Raw genomic sequence first — 18,709 nt, forward strand, 5'->3', positions numbered from 1 at the left:
GATGGGAGCGGCATCCTTTTGCGGGCGCACAAAACCTCTTTTTATCCCTGAAACCTTATCCCGCAAAAGATACAGCGGACAGCACGACCCGCAGGGGAACGCCATAATCAAAATCATGTAGGTTTTAAAAATGTTAAATTATAGTCAATTGTAGAAGGTTATATATTGATAGTTGGGACTTTTTGAATTTGAATGAGTATTTTTGCCTTTCAATTATTTTATTTAAACATGAAGAAAAATATTTTATTGTTAACACTTCTTGTTGTTACAAGTTTAAGTGCACAGCAACGTCCAAAATTAGTTGTAGGTATAGTTGTCGATCAGATGAAAATGGAATATTTATATCGATTTTCAGATGACTTTTCTCCAAATGGCTTTAAAAGATTAATGAATGATGGATTTGTTTTCCAAAACATGCATTATAATTATATGCCAACTTATACTGCTCCTGGGCATGCTTCAATTTATACTGGTACAACACCTGCTACTCATGGAATTGTTGGGAATGAATGGTTCAGCAGAACTCTAGGAAAAGAAATGTACTGTACAGATGACGCAGGAGTAAAACTAGTAGGTGATGGTACTGCTGAAGAAGGTGCAATGTCTCCTAAAAACCTTCAAAGTACTACGATTACTGATGAAGTTAGAATGGCGACTAACTTTAATGGAAAAGTAATCGGGATGAGTTTAAAGGATCGTGGCGCTATATTGCCGGCTGGACATTTTGCTAATTGGGCATTTTGGTATAGTAAAACAGGATCATTTATTTCTAGTTCTTTTTACGGTGAAAAATTACCTGATTGGGTAACTGAATTCAACAATGAAAAAAACTACTTGAAATACATTAATAAAGGTTGGGATTTATATAAACCAGCTTCTGTTTATAATGAAAGTCTTCCAGATAATAATCCTTACGAAGGGAAATTATACGGAAGTGCAGCTCCAGTTTTTCCATACGATTTAAAATCTATGTATGAGAAAAATGACGCTGGAATTATACGTGCTACTCCTTTTGGGAATGATTTGTTGGCTGAATTTGCAAAAAAAGCAATTGAGAAAGAAGAATTAGGGAAAGATAATATTACCGACTTCTTGACAGTGAGTTTTTCTTCTACAGATTATGTAGGTCACTTACTTGGACCAAGATCTATGGAGCTTCAAGATACTTATTTAAGATTAGATCAAACTATCGCTGACTTTTTAGCTTATTTGGATAAAACGGTTGGAAAAGGAAATTATCTATTATTCTTAACTGCTGATCATGCAGGTGCTGAGAATGTAATTTATTTGAAAGATCGTAAATATAATGTAGATAATTATCCTTCTAAAGAAGTTAAAAAGAGCTTGCAAGACTTCTCAACAAAAACTTTTGGTGTTGATTTGATCCAAAACTATTCAAACTTTAATGTTTTCTTTAATAAACAAATTATAAAAGATAAAGGTTTAGATTTGGCACAGGTGAAAAAGGCTTTCAAAGAATTTTTGATTTCGCAACCTCAAGTTAAAAGAGTTTATACAGAAGAGGATATTTTAGCTAATGGAGGAAATGATTATGCACTAAACTTTGTGGCTAAAGGTTATGATGTGACTCAAAATGGTGATTTAGTAATTGTGGACAAGCCTGGTGATATTGAATATACTGCAACTGGAACATCTCACGGAACAATTTATAGTTATGATACTCATGTTCCAGCCATTTTTTACGGATGGGGAATCAAAAAAGGTGAGTCTTATGACAAAAAAGCTATTACAGAAATTGCTCCAACTATAGCGCAGAAAATCAAAGTTACTTTTCCAAATGGAACTGAAGCAAAAGTTATGCAGGAAGTTTTGGATTCAAAAAAATAAAAACAACTTTATTGAAAAACCTGTCTCAAAAGACAGGTTTTTTTATGTCATAAAAAAAGGCTTTTCAATGTTGAAAAGCCTTTTATAATAGGTGACTTAGTAAGCACTTATTTTAGTATTGGCACTATGCGTTTGCTAATACTATTTCTTCGTTAAAAGGAAGATTCCAAGCTTCAGCAACTCCCTTGTAAAGGATTTTTCCATTCGCAACATTTAATCCTTTTTTCAATTCTTCATTTTCAGCACAAGCTTTCTCCCATCCTTTGTTTGCCAATTGTACTGCGTAAGGTAAAGTAGCATTAGTTAAAGCTAAAGTAGAAGTGTAAGGAACAGCTCCTGGCATATTAGCTACACAATAGTGAACGATATCGTCAATAATGAATGTTGGATTTTCGTGAGTTGTTGGAGTACAAGTTTCAATACATCCACCTTGATCAACAGCTACGTCAACTACAACAGTTCCTGGACGCATTAATTTAAGCATATCACGAGTAATTAAGTGAGGCGCTTTTGCTCCTGGAATTAAAACTGCTCCAACAATTAAGTCAGCATCTTTAATTGCTCTTGTAATATTATAATGGTTAGACATTTCTGTATTTACGTTAGCCGGCATGATATCATCTAACTGACGTAAACGAGGCAAACTTAAATCCATGATAGTTACTTGAGCTCCTAAACCTGCAGCCATTTTTGCAGCTTGAGTTCCTACGATTCCCCCGCCTAAAACTAGTACTTTAGCTGGCGGAACTCCTGGAACACCACCCAAAAGAATTCCTCTTCCTTTTAATGGTTTTTCTAGGTATTTTGCTCCTTGTTGAATTGCCATACGACCAGCAACTTCAGACATTGGAACTAATAATGGTAAACTTCTGTCTGTTTTTTCAACTGTTTCATAAGCTAAACAAACAGCTCCTTTTTCTAACATTGCATGAGTTAGTTCCTCAGAAGATGCAAAGTGGAAATAAGTAAATAGTAATTGATCTTTTTTAATTAATGGATATTCAGAAGCAATTGGTTCTTTTACTTTAATAATCATTTCTGCAATTGCATAAACTTCTTCAATAGTTGGTAAAACTACTGCACCTGCTTCAGCATATTCTTCATCAGCAAAACCACTTCCTAAACCAGCTGTAGCTTGTACATAAACTGTATGTCCGTGTTTTTTCATTTCTGATACACCTGCAGGAGTTAACGCAACTCTGTTTTCGTTATTCTTGATTTCTTTTGGAACACCTATTATCATTTTGTTCTATTTTTTGTTTTTTGTTGAATTTGTTTTACAAAGCTACAGAGAGAGAATAAATTATGGTTTAAGCGTTGTTAAATAAGAAAATATTATTTTATTTTTTACTTTTACAGAAAAATATTCTGTTTGGAGTCGCATTTTATTCTTCAAAAAGAAAAAATGACTAAAAAATATTAATCTAATAAAACGTTTTCGTTATGGCTTTAGATGAAATTGACAAAAAAATCTTACGTCTTTTACAGGAAGATGCGCACTATACTTTAAAAGATATTGCAAACAAAATAAATTTGTCTTTAACACCTGTGCATGATCGGGTGAAACGTCTTGAGAAAGATGGTATTATAGAGAAATATGTAACGATTTTAGACAAGAAAAAACTTGGAAATAATCTCACAGTTTATTGTCAAGTGACACTTACGAAGCAAACTTATGATACCTCAGAAGGATTTAATCAATCGATTTTAAACTTGCCAGAGGTTGTAGAATGTAATTATGTTTCAGGAAATTTTGATTATATGCTAAAGATTATAATTCCAGATATGGAAAGTTATCATCATTTTCATCAAAAGAAACTTTCTGTATTACCTGAGGTTTCCTTGATTAATACCGTTTTTGTAATTTCTGAAGTGAAAAGTACTACAGTTTTGCCGATTTAATTCAAATAAAAAACCACCAAGAAATCTTGATGGTTTGAGAAATGAGTTAGTTTGGTTGAATTAATAATAAGTATAACGTCTTACTTTGGCGATGTATTTTGCTAAACGAATAACCTGATGACTATAACCGAATTCGTTATCATACCAAATGTACAAAACAATGCTTTTTCCGTCTTTGGAAACAATAGTAGCATTACTGTCATAAATAGCTGGAGCAGAAGTTCCAACAATATCAGAAGAAACGAGTTCATTGTTTAATGAATATTTAATTTGCTCTACCAGTTCTCCTTCAAGAGCATATTTCTTCATAATTTTATTAATACCAGCGATAGATGTCGCTTTTTTAACGTCTAAATTTAAAACGACCAAAGATCCGTTTGGAACAGGAACACGAATGGCATTTGAAGTTAATTTTCCTTCTAATGATGGTAGTGCTTTTGCAACGGCATTTCCTGCACCAGTTTCGGTGATCACCATGTTTAAAGCAGCAGCTCTTCCACGTCGGTATTTTTTGTGCATATTGTCAACCAGATTCTGATCATTTGTGTAAGAATGAATAGTTTCTAAATGTCCTTTTGCAACTCCTAAAGTTTCTTCTATTACTTTTAAAACTGGAGTAATAGCATTTGTAGTACAAGATGCAGCAGAGAAGATAGCAACTTCGTCTGGATTGTAATCATTGTGATTTACGCCATACACAATATTTGGAACTCCTTTCCCTGGAGCTGTCAATAAAACTTTTTCTACACCATTAGATTTTAAATGCCTTTTTAAAGCTTCTTCTGTTGTATATGCTCCCGTATTGTCAATCAATAAAGCATCATTGATTTCGTATTGTGTATAATCTATTTCTTCTGGAGAGTTTGCTGATATAATATGAACCGTAGTTCCATTAATTATTAAAGCATTGTTTTTAGTATCGGCAATTACAGATCCATGAAAATCACCATGAATGGAATCGTAACGAAGAAGAGAAGCTCGTTTCTCTAAACTTGTAGCATCATTTTTATCTCTTGTGACAATGGCCCTTAAGCGCAATTGGTTTCCTTTTCCGGTTTTAGACATTAGCTCTCTTGCTAATAAACGTCCGATTCTTCCAAAACCATAAAGGACAACATCTTTAGGATGAATTTCTTTTGATGATTTTGCTTTTTTCAATTTATCGATAACAAAATATCTTGCATCAGGATATTTTTCATCTTCGAATCCATATTCATAAGTTAATTTTCCAAGATCTATTTTTGCGGGCGGAAGATCTAATGAAGAAACGACTTTGGCAATTTCGACAGAGTCAAATATGGTAATTGGTTTTCCAACAAATTCACCAGCATATTGATGAAGATTGATAATATCGCTGACATTTTTATCTAGTAATTGGTTTTTGAATAAAACCATTTCTATCGATTTGTCATACCATAAATCACTTATGATTTTAATTAATTCGACACCAGCTCTTCTTCGGTCGACTTGTAAGGATACCTCTTTTTGGTACAAAGATTTGTTGTTCATAATTTAATAAATTGAAATAATAAAACACTCACTTATTTTATAATTTGGCGCAAAAGTATCTATTTCAATCGATTTCGTAAACTATTTTAGCATTTATTTTTGAAAATGAAAAAGCCACCTTAATTTTTATTAAGATGGCTTTTTTAGTTTTCAGTCGCAGTCGCGGTTTTCAGTTTTTTGCTAACTGTAAACTGTTACTGTAAACTGTTACTGTAAACTGATACTTAAATAATAATTCTAAAAACTTCTCCATTTCTGTTGATCATTTCGATTCGAACACTTTGTCCTTCATCTTTTTTACTTAGAAGTTTTGAAACTGTTTCAACATTTGTTGCTTTAACATTGTCAATACTTAGAATAATATTTCCTTGCAATTCATTTTGGTACTGCATTAAATTCTCGTTTGTGATGTTTTTGATTTTTACACCATAATCAATTCTGAATTTTTTCTTATCTGCAGCGTCGATGTTTTCTAATTCTATTCCTTTAAATTCGGCGCTGTAGAATTCGTTTTTACTTAAAGTTACGGGAACTGTTTTTGTTTTTCCGTCTTTAATATAAGTCACTTTTACAACATCATTTGGACGTTTCGTATTAATGTAACCAGATAAATCTGCATATGTAGAAATGTTTTGGTCATCCAATTTTACAATAATGTCTCCTTTGCCTAAACCAGCTTTTTCTGCACCAGAATTTTTAGTAACTCTATTAATATAAAATCCTTGTGTTTCTGTCACTCCTAATTCTTTAGAAGCCATTGCATTTAATTCACCACCTTCAACACCCAAAATACCTCTCTGAACATTTCCATACTCCATAATATCTTCGATAATTTTTCTTGCGATATTAGAAGGAACTGCAAAAGAGTAACCTACATAAGAACCCGTCATTGATGAAATCATAGTATTAATACCAATTAATTCTCCTCTTGCATTTACTAACGCTCCACCGCTATTACCTGGATTTACGGCAGCATCTGTTTGAATAAAAGATTGAATTCCGCTCTGATCCAAATTTCTGGCTTTCGCCGAAACAATTCCAGCAGTTACAGTCGATGTCAGATTGTACGGATTTCCAACAGCCAACACCCATTCGCCCACTTTTACACTATCAGAATTTGCGAAAGCAGTGTAAGGAAGTTTTTCGTCTGCGTTGATTTTCAACAAAGCAATATCCATTTTAGAATCTGTACCAATTAATTTTGCTTTGTATGATTTCTTATTGTTTAAAGTAATCTCAATTTCTGTGGCATCTTTAATTACGTGATTATTAGTCACAATATAACCATCTTCAGAAATAATTACACCAGAACCAGTTCCTACTTGTTCCTGTTGCTGTTGTCCTCCGTAACCATAGAAAAACTCTAACATTGGATTGCTTACAGTTCTTCGGGAAACGTTTTTAACGTGAACAACGGTATGAATTGTTTTGTCTGCGGCTTCGGTAAAATCGACTGTCTCAGCTCCTAAACCAACATTTTTTCCGTACGAGTTAGGGGCAAGAGTTACAACAGAATTTCCTTTTCCAAAAAAAGAATTGTTGCTTTCAAATAATAACTTGTAAGCACCAAGAGTAATAGCACCACTCAATAATGACACTATAAATAAGGCTGAAAATCTTTTCATATTAAAATATGTAATTAAGTTATTAGAATTTATGTTCATGTTTTATTTAACGTAAAATTACTTCAAAAAATTATTTGTAAAAATGGTTTAACGCTCTTTAACAATGATTAACATTTCCTTAATTAATAGTTCGTATTTTTGTGTAAAATTATGTAGCTGTAGTTTTATAAAGCACAATATAATTAGTAATAATTTAAGAGTATTGTTGTTTTTATAGTTGTAATTTTATTTTAAAAAGGGTTAATATTTAAAGATTTAATATATTGATGAAGCTGTATTTATCTTTAAAAACAAACAAAATCTAGTATTATAAATGATAACATTAAAGGGAGAATCGATTTATTTGCGTGCGCTCGAACCACAAGATTTGGAGTTTATTTATGCCATTGAAAATGATCAGAGTATTTGGGAAGTTAGTAATACCCAAACTCCGTATAGCCGTTTTTTAATAAAGCAATATTTAGAAAATGCACATCAGGATATTTATGAGGCAAAACAACTTCGTTTGGCTATCTGTCAGGATGAAGATTTTCCAGCTCTTGGATTGATTGATTTATTTGATTTTGATCCACGAAATAATAGAGCAGGTGTTGGTATTGTAATCCAAAAGGAAGAAAATAAAGGACAAAATATTGGTTCTGAGGCTTTAGAGCTTTTGATAAAATACGCTTTTTATAATTTAAATCTTCATCAGTTGTATGCAAATATAGGAGTAGAAAATGAAGCTAGTATCGCACTTTTTACTAAATTTGGTTTTGAGAAAATTGGAATAAAAAAAGATTGGATTTTGCTTCACAATAAATATCATGATGAAGCAGTTTTTCAACTAATTAATAAATAAATTTAAATTTTAAGCTTTGAGTCTAAAGAAAATTATCACGATAAGTGCTGTAGCCATAATTTCAGTTCTATTGATTTATGGTTTTATTTTAATCAGTAAAATTTTTAGTTCTAATACTAAATTTGAAGAAAAAGAATTATACGTCTACGTGCCAACAGGTGCAAATTATGCAGATGTAAAGAAAATACTAACTCCTTACGTAAAAAACTTTGGCAACTTTGAAATGGTTGCCGAAAAGAGAGACTATCCTGAAAATGTAAAATCAGGTCGTTTTCTTTTAAAGAAAGACATGAATAATATCGACTTAGTTCGTGCAATGCGTTCTAATATTCCTGTGAAATTGGTTTTTAATAATCAGGAACGATTAGAGAATTTTGCCGGAAGAATTGGCAAAGAAATCGAAGCTGATAGTTTGTCTTTAGTGAAAGCTATAAAGGATTCTACTTTTTTAGCGGCAAACGGATTTAATGAAGACAATGTGTTTGCAATGTTTATTCCGAACACTTATGAAATTTATTGGAATACCTCTGCTGAGAAGTTCCGTGATAAAATGATTAAAGAATATCATAATTTCTGGACAGAAGAAAGAATTGCTAAAGCCAAAGCGCAGGGATTAACTCCAGTTCAAGCTACAATTCTAGCTTCAATTGTGCATAAAGAATCAGTTAAAAAAGACGAAAGACCTCGTATTGCGGGTGTATATTTAAATCGTTTACGTTTAGAAATGCCTTTACAAGCAGATCCGACAGTTATCTATGCTTTGAAACTTCGTGATAATGATTTTGATCAGGTTATAAAAAGAGTTTTTTATAATGATTTAGTAATGAAATCGCCTTACAATACTTATGTAAACAAAGGACTTCCTCCTGGACCAATTGCAATGCCTGATATTACAGCACTAGAAGCAGTTTTAAATCCAGAGAAAAACGATTACATCTATTTCTGTGCAAGTGTGGAGCGTTTTGGATATCATGAATTTGCAGCAACATTAGCAGAACATAATGTAAATGCAAAAAAATATTCTGACTGGATTGCAAGTCAAGGAGTAACGAGATAATTTACTTTTAAAATAAAAATGTGAACCGAAGTCAATTTAACTTCGGTTTTTTTATTGCTAATTTTTCACTGAAAATTGATTTTATTTTCAAAATTATTGAATTACTTTTTTTTGACATTTTTGAATTGATAGTGATAAAAAAATACACTTTTTTTGTATTCAAATTTTATAAAATTCAAAAACTCATTTTCAAAATTGGCATGAAAAAGATAATTTTATTGTAATCTATTTCTTTCTTTTTGTATGAATTTGCTTAAAATTAATATAAAATTGAATTTTTTTTGACCTAAAATTTCCATTTTCAAGGTTAAAAAATCGTTACCAAAATCTTTCGGAATCCATTAGTATAGTTGGGATTAAAGCGAATCCTACTTTTTCTTTAAAAATGTTAAAATGCTGGTTTTAAGCATATTTTGAAAAAGCCTTATCTTTGCACCGTAGAAATTTCAAGAGAGTGACAGTGTCTTGAAGAAAAACAATTTATGATAAAGAAATGGTATTTTTATGCGAGTTTAGTCGTTATTATTACATTTTTAAGTTTGGGATTTATTCCCAATAAAACAGAAGCCAAACCTTGGTTTTTAGTTGAAAAAACAGATGGATCAGAATACATTTTTCCATCGAAAGAAAAAGATGATTATCCGAACACCAACGTCCCATACACAGGAAATCACCTTATAGGATTTAAAGAAGCTGTAGCTTTTAAAGAATCACAAGGGAAATACAGATTAGTTAATTCTCTTGGTTACATGGGTAAATATCAATTTGGTTCTAAAGCTTTGAGAGCAATTGGAATTAATGATAACAAAGCCTTTTTAAAAGATCCTGCTCTACAAGAAAAAGCTTTTACGGCTTTATTAGCCAAAAACAAATGGATTTTACGTTACGAAATTGAAAAGTACAATGGTAAAATCATCAATGGTATTGAAATTACCGAATCTGGAATTTTAGCTGCAGCGCATTTAGGTGGTGCAGGTTCTGTAAAGAATTTTTTCAAAAACAAAGGAGGCAGACATTTTAGAGATGCTTTCGGAACTTCTTTGAAAAGCTATCTGAGAGATTTTGCGGGTTATGATCTTTCTTTTATAGAGGCAGATAATAATGCGAAAGTTAACGACTAAATGAAAAAATAAAATCCCTTGTAAAAAGGGATTTTATTTTTTTAATCTATTAAAGCTTCTAAGATTTTTATTGCGGCTTCGCTAATTTTGGTTCCAGGCCCAAAAACAGCTGATGCTCCAGCATCAAACAAAAATTGATAGTCCTGAGACGGAATTACGCCACCAACGATTACCATTATATCTTCACGTCCGTGTTTTTTTAATTCGTCAATAACTTGCGGAACTAAGGTTTTATGTCCTGCTGCAAGGGATGAAACTCCTAAAATATGAACATCATTTTCAACAGCTTGTTTTGCTGCTTCAGCTGGAGTTTGAAATAATGGACCTATATCAACGTCAAAACCTACATCGGCATAACCTGTTGCTACTACTTTTGCGCCGCGGTCATGTCCATCTTGCCCCATTTTTGCAATCATAATTCTAGGGCGTCTTCCTTCTTGTTTGGCAAAAACATCTGCTAATTGTTTTGCTCGCTCAAAATTCTCGTCATTTTTTATTGCTGCACTATACACTCCGCTAAAAGATTTAATTTGTGCTTTAAAACGACCGAAAACAGTTTCCAATGCACTACTGATTTCGCCAAGTGTTGCTCTATTTCGAGCTGCCTCAATAGCGATTTCTAGTAAATTGCCTTGTCCCATTTGTGCACAAAGGATTAATTTTTCTAGTGAACTATTTACTTTTTCTGAATCTCTAGTTTGTTTTATTTCTTCAAGACGTTCGATTTGTTGCTTACGAACCAATTGATTGTCTACATCTAAAATATCTAACGGATCTTCTTTTTCTAAACGATATTGATTTACACCAACAATAATATCTTGTCCGCTGTCAATTCTGGCTTGTTTTCTCGCCGCAGCTTCTTCAATTCGAAGTTTCGGAATTCCAGCTTCTATGGCTTTTGTCATTCCGCCCAATTCTTCCACTTCTTCAATTAGCTTCCAAGTTTTTTCAACGATTTCGTTAGTCAAACTTTCAACATAATAACTTCCAGCCCAAGGATCAACTGTTTTAGTTATTTTGGTTTCTTCCTGAAGGAATATTTGAGTATTTCGAGCAATTCTTGCGGAGAAATCTGTTGGAAGTGCAATGGCTTCGTCTAAAGCATTGGTATGTAAAGATTGAGTTCCTCCAAAAACTGCAGCAGAAGCTTCAATGCAAGTTCTCGCCACATTATTAAAAGGATCTTGTTCTGTTAAGCTCCATCCGCTAGTTTGGCAATGCGTTCTTAGCGCTAAAGATTTATCACTTTTCGGATTGAATTGTTTTAGCAATTTAGCCCAAATCATTCGTCCGGCTCTCATTTTGGCAATTTCCATAAAATGATTCATTCCGATTGCCCAGAAAAAAGATAATCTTGGAGCAAAATCGTCAATCGTCATTCCGGTCGATAATCCGGTTCTAATATATTCTAAACCATCAGCTAAAGTGTATGCTAATTCAATATCTGCCGTCGCGCCTGCTTCCTGCATATGATAACCAGAAATAGAGATCGAATTGAATTTCGGCATTTTTTTGCTTGTAAATTCAAAGATATCGGCAATAATTTTCATTGATGGAGTTGGAGGATAGATATAAGTATTTCGTACCATAAACTCCTTTAAAATATCATTTTGGATTGTTCCGGCTAATTTTTCTGGACTAACGCCTTGTTCTTCAGCCGCAACAATATAAAAAGCCATAATGGGTAAAACAGCGCCATTCATGGTCATAGAAACTGACATTTCATCTAACGGAATCTGGTCGAAAAGCACTTTCATGTCTTCAACAGAATCAATTGCAACGCCTGCTTTTCCAACATCGCCAACAACTCTTTCGTGATCTGAATCGTAACCGCGATGGGTTGGAAGATCAAAAGCAATGGAAAGTCCTTTTTGCCCCGCAGCTAAATTTTTTCTGTAAAAAGCATTACTTTCTTCCGCTGTAGAAAATCCTGCATATTGACGAATCGTCCACGGGCGTCTCACGTACATTGTTGCATATGGCCCGCGTAAGTTTGGTGCAAAACCAGCTCCGAAATCTAGAAATTCCAAATCTTCGATATCTTTCTCCGAATAATTTCTTTTGATTTCAATTCCTTCAGCGGTCGTAAAGTTATCTGTCAAGCCTTTTTGATTTTTAACTTCCGACTTTTGATTTTGAAGCGTAATATGTTTAAGGTCTTTTCTAATCATTGAGACACTTTTTTGATTTTTTAATTAATTACTTTTAAGAGACTATTCCAATTCTAATCGTTCTTGCTCCATTTTCTCTGCCAATCTTTTTTCGATTATCGGCGTAATTAATGTTTTTCTTGGTTTTATTTTTACAAAAGGAAACAACTCTAAATCATGTTTCATTCTGTCTTCTTTGTTTGGATATTTATTGGTGCCTAATAAAATTTCTTTTTTAGAATCGAATAATTCTTGCTCTTTATTAGCGCTTTCCTGAATTTTCTTTTTGATTGTGCCATCATTTAAAAGTTTCAAGAAACCTCCGTTTGCTTCAATATCTTTGAATACAGTCAAGCTTTTTTCAGCAAGCTGCATGGTTAAACTTTCAATGTAATAACTTCCGTCTGCTGGATTATTTACTTTATCGAAATAACTTTCATGTTTTAAAATCAAAAGCTGGTTTCTGGCAATTCGATCTCCAAATTCATTGTCTTTATGATATAATGAATCATAAGGTAAATTGGCGATTGCATCTGCACCACCTAAAATTGCTGACATACATTCAGTTGTTGTACGCAGCATATTGACATTGTAATCGTAAATGGTTTTGTTTCGTTTGGTTGGTGTTACCAAAAAATGACATTTTATATTCGGATTATATTCTGTTGCAATTAAATCAAACAACATTCGAAGTGCACGAAGTTTGGCGATTTCGAAAAAATAATTGGTTCCAACAGAAATTTGAAAAACAATTGATTTTGCTGTTCCTGAAAAACGATTCAAATATTCGTTTGCATGAGCTAAACTATACCCAATTTGTTGTGTAATATTGGCTCCAGCATTTTGGTACAAACCTAAGTCTACACTTAATAGATTTAAATTGGTTGTATTTTTAAAAAGTAAATCTAAAGTTTCAAAGTTGTTTTTCTCTGAAGTTGTAAACCAATTTCCATCTTTTGCTAATTGCCCGATTGGGTCAAAATTGCAGTAAAAATGAGCTTTTTTCTGAATCGAAATGGTATCTAGTTTTTTAACGAAATCGATTGAGATGAAAGTGAAATTAAAGTAAACAGTTTTGTTTTCTAAAGGAAGATTCTCTAGTAATTTTTGAACGTCAATTTTATCATTTTGAATGGTAAAACGAAGGCTTTCTGCGCCTCTTTCTAAAGTGTTTAAAGCGCGTTCGATAGATTTTTCTATATCAAAAACAAAAATATTTTGGCAGATTTTAAAATCTGAGGCTTGTGTATTTACATTAGCTGCTTTTGTAAACTCATCGCTGTGATAAAAAGGTTTTACCTGAATATCTTCTGGTGAATTCCAAATAACAGTTTGATTGTAATCGGCTCCATCTAATTCAAACTGAATTTTTTGTTTCCATTGTTTGGATGAAATCGGATTAAAATCGTCGAATAGGTTAGTGGCCATTGTATTTTGTTTGATTATTCTTTGTCTTGAATGGTGTCTCCTTCAAATTGTATGATATAAATATCTTCGCTATCTTTTTTCATGAAATACTTTTCGCGTGCGTATTTCTCAATTTGTTCCGGATTTTTGAGCTGTTTAATCTGCTCCTGATCTTTTTTGATTTCTTCCTGATAATATTTTTTATTATCCTGAAGTTCGTGAATTTGCTCATCTAAAAAGCGATGATCAAAATAGGAGTAATTGTCTAGAAACAACATCCAAACAATAAAAAACAGCAATACCCAAACGTATTTGTTTCCAAGGTATTTAAACCATTTTTTGCCTTTGTATGGATTCTTAAATTTCATTTTAAACGAATATTTCTTTTGAATTTGAGTGGTTGTTTCTAGCCCCGATAGTAGTGAAAATCCTTTTGTGCCGGGGTTCGGCACAAAAGATTGAAACGGATAGCGGGAATCAGCTCCTAATTATTATGGACTAAATTTACGATAAAAATTATAAAATTCTCTGATTAATTACAGCGCGAACTACATCAATTGCTACCGTATTGTATTTGTCATTTGGAATAATAATATCTGCAAAAGCTTTAGATGGCTCGATAAATTGCTCGTGCATAGGTTTTAAGGTTGTTTGATAACGATTTAAAACTTCATCGATATCACGTCCACGTTCTGAAATATCTCTTTTTAAACGACGAATTAATCTTTCATCAGAATCGGCATGAACGAATACTTTAATGTCGAACATATCTCTTAATTCTGGATTGGTTAAGATTAGAATTCCTTCCACAATCATAACTTTTCTAGGATGAGTCGAAACCGTATCGTCTGTTCTGTTGTGTTGAACGAAAGAATAAACAGGTTGATCGATCGTTTCTCCAGCTTTTAAAGCTTTCAAATGACTTACCAATAAATCAAAATCAATCGCTCTAGGGTGATCAAAATTAATTAATGCTCTTTCGTCAAAAGACAAATTGGTAGTTTCTTTATAATAAGAATCTTGAGAAATTACCCCAACTTCTGTATGTGGCAATTCGTTCATGATTTGGTGTACTACTGTTGTTTTTCCACTTCCTGTTCCTCCGGCGATTCCTATAATGAGCATATATTTGATGTTATAATTTGTTTCGCAAAAATAATAATTTAACTGAATCGCTAAACATATTATCTGTTTTAAACCATATAAGTAATATAAGTAAATTTAAGCAGAAATTTTTTTAAGTAAAACAATACTTCACTGAACTTATATTACTTATATGGTTAAAATGTTTGTTTTTATTATAAAAAAAATCCCGAAAGTAAACCTTCGGGATTTCGTGCAATCAGTATAGTTTTAAAAAATATTCTGAATTTAGTAAGCACTTGTAATTATTTATTCTTTTTTGCTTTTATCATCATTTCAAGCTGATCCCAAAGTTCTTCTGGAATTGCTTCTAATAAATTGAATTGTCCAGCGCCTTTTAACCATTCTCCTCCGTCAATCGTGATTACATCTCCGTTGATATAAGATGAGAAGTCAGATACTAAATAAGCGGCTAAATTTGCCAATTCTTGGTGATCTCCAACTCTTTTTAATGGCACTTTTTTAGCCATATCAAATTTCTCTGAAAGATCTCCGGGTAATAATCTGTCCCAAGCTCCTTTTGTTGGGAATGGTCCTGGAGCAATGGCATTAGAACGAATTCCGTATTTTGCCCATTCTACAGCAAGACTTCTCGTCATTGCCAAAACTCCTGCTTTTGCTGTAGCACTAGGAACTACATAAGCAGATCCTGTCCAAGCGTAAGTTGTCACAATATTTAAAATCGTTGCCGAAGTTTGTTTGGTATCGATCCAGTGTTTTCCGAAAGCTAGCGTACAGTTTTTAGAGCCTTTTAGTACGATATCAATAACAGTATCAAAAGCATTTGCAGATAATCTCTCTGTTGGAGAAATAAAATTTCCTGCTGCATTGTTTAAAAGAACGTCTACTTTTCCGAAAACTTTTAACGTTTCCTGAAGCATATTTTCTACTTCTTCGTAATGACGAACATCACATTGAAGTGGTAAACATTTACCTCCAGTTTCGCTTTCCAGTTCGGCAGCTGTAGTTTTTAACTTCTCTAAATCTCTAGAAGTTATGGCTACCTGAGCTCCTAATTCGAGAAAATATTTGGTCATAGCTTTGCCTAAACCGCTTCCGCCGCCTGTAACGACAATGACTTTGCCTTGTAAAGCATCATCACGTAACATTTTGTCTGTGTAGCTCATACTTTTTCTTTTTTTGCAATATTAGTTAAATTAAATAGGATGCATGCATAATAATGTTATAAAATTTTAATAAACTTTATATTTTGCATAATTTTTTCGCTGCTGATTCTAATGTGAAGTCATCTTTGGCAAAGCAAAAACGTATTAATTTTTGATCTTTATGATCGGAATAAAAAGTAGAAATCGGAATCGCTGCAACTCCATGATCGATAATCAGGTTTTTACAAAACGTAACATCATCTTCGTTTGAAATATTGGCGTAAGAAGCAACTTGAAAATAAGTTCCTTCACAAGGTTTTAGTTCAAAACGACTATTTTGAAGCAGTTTTTGAAAATAATCTCTTTTTTCTTGATAGAATTTTCCAAGTAGATTTACATCAACAACATCTAAATATTCGTTGATCGCAAATTGAGAAATGCTGTTGACACTAAAAACCAAAAACTGATGTACTTTTTTGATTTCTTTCATTAAATGTTCTGGTGCAATCGTGTAACCAATTTTCCAGCCTGTAATATGAAATGATTTTCCGAAAGAAGAAACCATAATACAACGATCTAAAAGAAAATCTTTAGTGTGTGCCGATATATGTTTTTCTTCAAAAGTAATGTATTCGTAAACTTCATCAGACAAAATGATGATGTTGGGATATTTTTCAAGAAGATTTTTTAACTGAATAAAATCATTTTCGGTTAAAATTTTCCCAGTTGGATTATGCGGATTATTGATAATCATCATTCTGGTTTTTGCAGAACATGCTTTTTCAATTCTTTCCCAATTTGGAGTATAATCGTCGTTTAATGCTAGTCGAACAGGTTTTGCTTTGCAAAGTAAAACAGGGGATTCATACGAATCATAACTTGGATCGAGAATAATTACTTCGTCATTTTCCTTTACTAAAGCCAAAATAGTGGTGAAAATTCCTTGTGTTGCGCCAGCTGTAACTAAAAGTTCTGTTTCAGGATTGATTGTTCTATTGTAAGAACTCTGAGTTAATTGAGCAATTTTGTTCATCAAAGGCGGATAACCTGCCATTGGTGTATATTGATGAACGTTTTCTTTTGATAATCTTGCAACGATATCGGTCAGTCTTTCATCAACAGGAAAGTTTGGAAATCCCTGAGAAAGATTTATCGCATTATATTCAGCTGCCATTTTTGACATTACCGTAAATATGCTTGTAGTTACGTTTGGAAGTTTACTCATGATAAAGTTTGATTAGGGAAAACTTGTGAGCAAGTTGTGAAAAGATTTACTATTTAATATCTGGCATATTTATTAAGAGAGGTGTAGAATACAAAACCCGAACCAGTTTGTTTTGGTGTCTTCCAGGAGTCCATTTGGGAGATTTTTTTAAAACTCTAATGGCCTCGGTTGCCGTTTCATAACCTAAATCTTTTAAGATTTTAAAATCGCTCAGAGAACCATCTTTTTCTACGACGAAGACCGTATAGATTTTTCCTTTAAGATCTGGATTTTCTTTTGGAATTGCGAAATTTGCTTTAACGAATTTTTCAAATGCAATTCTTCCTCCCGGAAAATCCGGTTTAACATCTATTCCTGCTGTATTGTAAACTGTATAATCATTATTAGGTTCGTCTCCTTCTGGAAATTTTTGATTATTAGGTTCGTCAATAGTTAGAATGTCATTTGTTTTTGTCTCTTGTGCAAATGTATTTTGTACAAAGAAAATTAAAAGAAAGAAAAGAATTTTTTTCATTTTAAAATTGGCTTACATTTTATGAATAATAAAAATAGTCGGTCGCTTATCAATATCAATTTTTAATTTTTTCCAATCAGCTACTTTCAAAGTTTTGATAAACTCAGTTGGTAATGTAATATCGGTTGCAATACAAAGATGAGTTGCAGGACTTAAAATCTGCAAAAGATCTTCAATCAGTTTATTGTTTCTATAAGGTGTTTCAATAAATAACTGAGATTGATTTTTATCATAAGATAATTTCTCGAAATGACGAATTGCCGATTTCTTTTCGTCTTTATCAATTGGTAAATATCCATTAAAAGTAAAGCTTTGACCATTCATTCCCGAAGCCATCATCGCTAATAGGATAGAAGAAGGTCCAACCAAAGGGACTACTTGAATTCCTTTTTCATGCGCCAGTTTTACAATTACTGCACCTGGATCTGCAACACCTGGGCAACCTGCTTCGCTCATTAAACCCATATTTTTTCCTTCTAATAAAGGTTGGATGAAATCTAAGTGTTCGCTCGTTTCAGTTCTTTTATTTAAAGTAAAAAGAATCAATTCCGATTGTTTCTTTTCAGGATAGACTGCTTTTATAGATTTTCTAGCTGTTTTGTCGTTTTCAACTATATAATGGTCGATAACTTCTATCGTTCTTCTAACGGTTTGAGGTAAAACATCCATCGGATCGCTTTCGCCCATTGTTGTTGGAATTAAATATAATTTTCCGAGAAGTTTCATGTGTAAGTATTTAAAATTAAAAAATTCAATTATCTCAGTTTCTGAAACAATTGAATTGAAGTTATGCGTGTTTTTTGATGAGTTTATCAGCAATGATGTCAGTTACTTCGTCAAGCATTTGATAAACGTTTTCAAATCCGTTTGTAGCACCATAATAAGGATCAGGGACATCTACATTTTCATCTGGAAATAATTCATTCAGAATTAAATGAATTTTAGTTTTATGTTCTGGTCTTTTAGTCAAGTGACTTACATCGTTGAAATTGGAGTTGTCCATTACATAAATGTAATCAAACTCATCAAAATCACTTGATTTAATCTGTCTTCCTTTTTGCTGACTAATATTGATGCCGTTTTTTCTGGCTACTTCAATCGAGCGCTTGTCTGGACAATGGCCTACATGCCAAGAACCTGTTCCTGCCGAATCGACAAAGAATTTATCTTGAGGTAATTTAGAAGCTAAAATTCCTTCTGCTAAAGGAGATCTACAGATATTCCCTAAACAAACCATTAAGATTTTTACAGGCATGGTACG

17 protein-coding genes are annotated in these 18,709 nt (G+C 32.7%); 5 read left to right on the forward strand and 12 right to left on the reverse strand.

Going from position 1 to position 18,709, the window contains the following annotated elements:
• The first annotated feature begins 228 nt into the window (after positions 1-228).
• The gene (gene pafA, locus NQQ59_RS15005) at positions 229-1,848 is read left to right on the forward strand and encodes an alkaline phosphatase PafA (protein WP_144218214.1); all 1,620 of its coding nucleotides are present in this window, start codon (positions 229-231) and stop codon (positions 1,846-1,848) included.
• A 124-nt stretch (positions 1,849-1,972) separates the two neighbouring features.
• Here the strand turns inward: pafA and ald are convergent, their stop codons facing one another.
• On the reverse strand, positions 1,973-3,091 hold the full coding sequence (ald, locus tag NQQ59_RS15010; RefSeq protein WP_144218216.1) for an alanine dehydrogenase: 1,119 nt from the start codon (positions 3,089-3,091) through the stop codon (positions 1,973-1,975).
• Between the two features lie 200 nt (positions 3,092-3,291).
• Between ald and NQQ59_RS15015 the strand changes: the two genes are divergently transcribed.
• The gene (locus tag NQQ59_RS15015; RefSeq protein ID WP_053474073.1) at positions 3,292-3,750 is read left to right on the forward strand and encodes an Lrp/AsnC family transcriptional regulator; all 459 of its coding nucleotides are present in this window, start codon (positions 3,292-3,294) and stop codon (positions 3,748-3,750) included.
• A 60-nt stretch (positions 3,751-3,810) separates the two neighbouring features.
• On the opposite strand, the gene NQQ59_RS15020 is transcribed toward NQQ59_RS15015, so the two are convergent.
• Positions 3,811-5,259: a glyceraldehyde-3-phosphate dehydrogenase gene (locus NQQ59_RS15020; RefSeq protein ID WP_144218218.1), complete on the reverse strand. Its 1,449-nt coding sequence runs from the start codon at positions 5,257-5,259 to the stop codon at positions 3,811-3,813.
• 224 nt (positions 5,260-5,483) lie between these two features.
• On the reverse strand, positions 5,484-6,884 hold the full coding sequence (locus NQQ59_RS15025; protein WP_144218220.1) for a trypsin-like peptidase domain-containing protein: 1,401 nt from the start codon (positions 6,882-6,884) through the stop codon (positions 5,484-5,486).
• Between the two features lie 313 nt (positions 6,885-7,197).
• On the opposite strand from NQQ59_RS15025, the gene NQQ59_RS15030 reads away from it, so the two are divergent.
• From NQQ59_RS15030 to NQQ59_RS15040, 3 genes are all read left to right on the forward strand, one after another.
• Positions 7,198-7,725, forward strand: a complete 528-nt coding sequence (locus NQQ59_RS15030; RefSeq protein WP_144218222.1) for a GNAT family N-acetyltransferase — start codon at positions 7,198-7,200, stop codon at positions 7,723-7,725.
• Positions 7,726-7,741: 16 nt separating this feature from the next.
• Positions 7,742-8,782 (forward strand): endolytic transglycosylase MltG, encoded by a 1,041-nt coding sequence (gene mltG, locus NQQ59_RS15035; protein ID WP_144218224.1) that lies wholly within the window; start codon positions 7,742-7,744, stop codon positions 8,780-8,782.
• A 482-nt stretch (positions 8,783-9,264) separates the two neighbouring features.
• Positions 9,265-9,903, forward strand: coding sequence for a peptidoglycan-binding protein LysM (locus NQQ59_RS15040; protein ID WP_257698361.1), 639 nt, complete (start codon positions 9,265-9,267; stop codon positions 9,901-9,903).
• A gap of 41 nt (positions 9,904-9,944) precedes the next feature.
• On the opposite strand, the gene scpA is transcribed toward NQQ59_RS15040, so the two are convergent.
• The 9 genes from scpA to NQQ59_RS15085 all read right to left on the reverse strand — a co-directional run bounded on the left by scpA (position 9,945) and on the right by NQQ59_RS15085 (position 18,703).
• Entirely contained in the window at positions 9,945-12,074 is a 2,130-nt protein-coding gene (gene scpA, locus NQQ59_RS15045) for a methylmalonyl-CoA mutase (RefSeq protein ID WP_186296626.1), read from the reverse strand.
• A 42-nt stretch (positions 12,075-12,116) separates the two neighbouring features.
• Complete coding sequence (locus NQQ59_RS15050; RefSeq protein WP_144218228.1) at positions 12,117-13,481, reverse strand: methylmalonyl-CoA mutase subunit beta; 1,365 nt, start codon at positions 13,479-13,481, stop codon at positions 12,117-12,119.
• A gap of 14 nt (positions 13,482-13,495) precedes the next feature.
• Entirely contained in the window at positions 13,496-13,828 is a 333-nt protein-coding gene (locus tag NQQ59_RS15055; RefSeq protein ID WP_144218230.1) for an FtsB family cell division protein, read from the reverse strand.
• 148 nt (positions 13,829-13,976) lie between these two features.
• Complete coding sequence (gene udk / locus NQQ59_RS15060) at positions 13,977-14,585, reverse strand: uridine kinase (protein ID WP_144218232.1); 609 nt, start codon at positions 14,583-14,585, stop codon at positions 13,977-13,979.
• A 263-nt stretch (positions 14,586-14,848) separates the two neighbouring features.
• Positions 14,849-15,730 (reverse strand): SDR family oxidoreductase, encoded by an 882-nt coding sequence (locus NQQ59_RS15065; protein ID WP_186296627.1) that lies wholly within the window; start codon positions 15,728-15,730, stop codon positions 14,849-14,851.
• Positions 15,731-15,806: 76 nt separating this feature from the next.
• Entirely contained in the window at positions 15,807-16,934 is a 1,128-nt protein-coding gene (locus tag NQQ59_RS15070) for a methionine aminotransferase (RefSeq protein WP_144218234.1), read from the reverse strand.
• A gap of 49 nt (positions 16,935-16,983) precedes the next feature.
• Complete coding sequence (locus NQQ59_RS15075) at positions 16,984-17,448, reverse strand: energy transducer TonB (protein WP_144218236.1); 465 nt, start codon at positions 17,446-17,448, stop codon at positions 16,984-16,986.
• A gap of 12 nt (positions 17,449-17,460) precedes the next feature.
• A complete protein-coding gene (locus tag NQQ59_RS15080) occupies positions 17,461-18,174 on the reverse strand; it encodes an SAM-dependent methyltransferase (protein ID WP_144218238.1) in 714 nt (237 codons plus the stop codon).
• A 61-nt stretch (positions 18,175-18,235) separates the two neighbouring features.
• Complete coding sequence (locus NQQ59_RS15085; protein WP_144218240.1) at positions 18,236-18,703, reverse strand: low molecular weight protein-tyrosine-phosphatase; 468 nt, start codon at positions 18,701-18,703, stop codon at positions 18,236-18,238.
• Between the last annotated feature and the right edge of the window lie 6 nt (positions 18,704-18,709).

The sequence above is a fragment of the Flavobacterium panacis genome (assembly GCF_024649945.1).
Taxonomy (GTDB): Bacteria; Bacteroidota; Bacteroidia; order Flavobacteriales; family Flavobacteriaceae; genus Flavobacterium; species Flavobacterium panacis.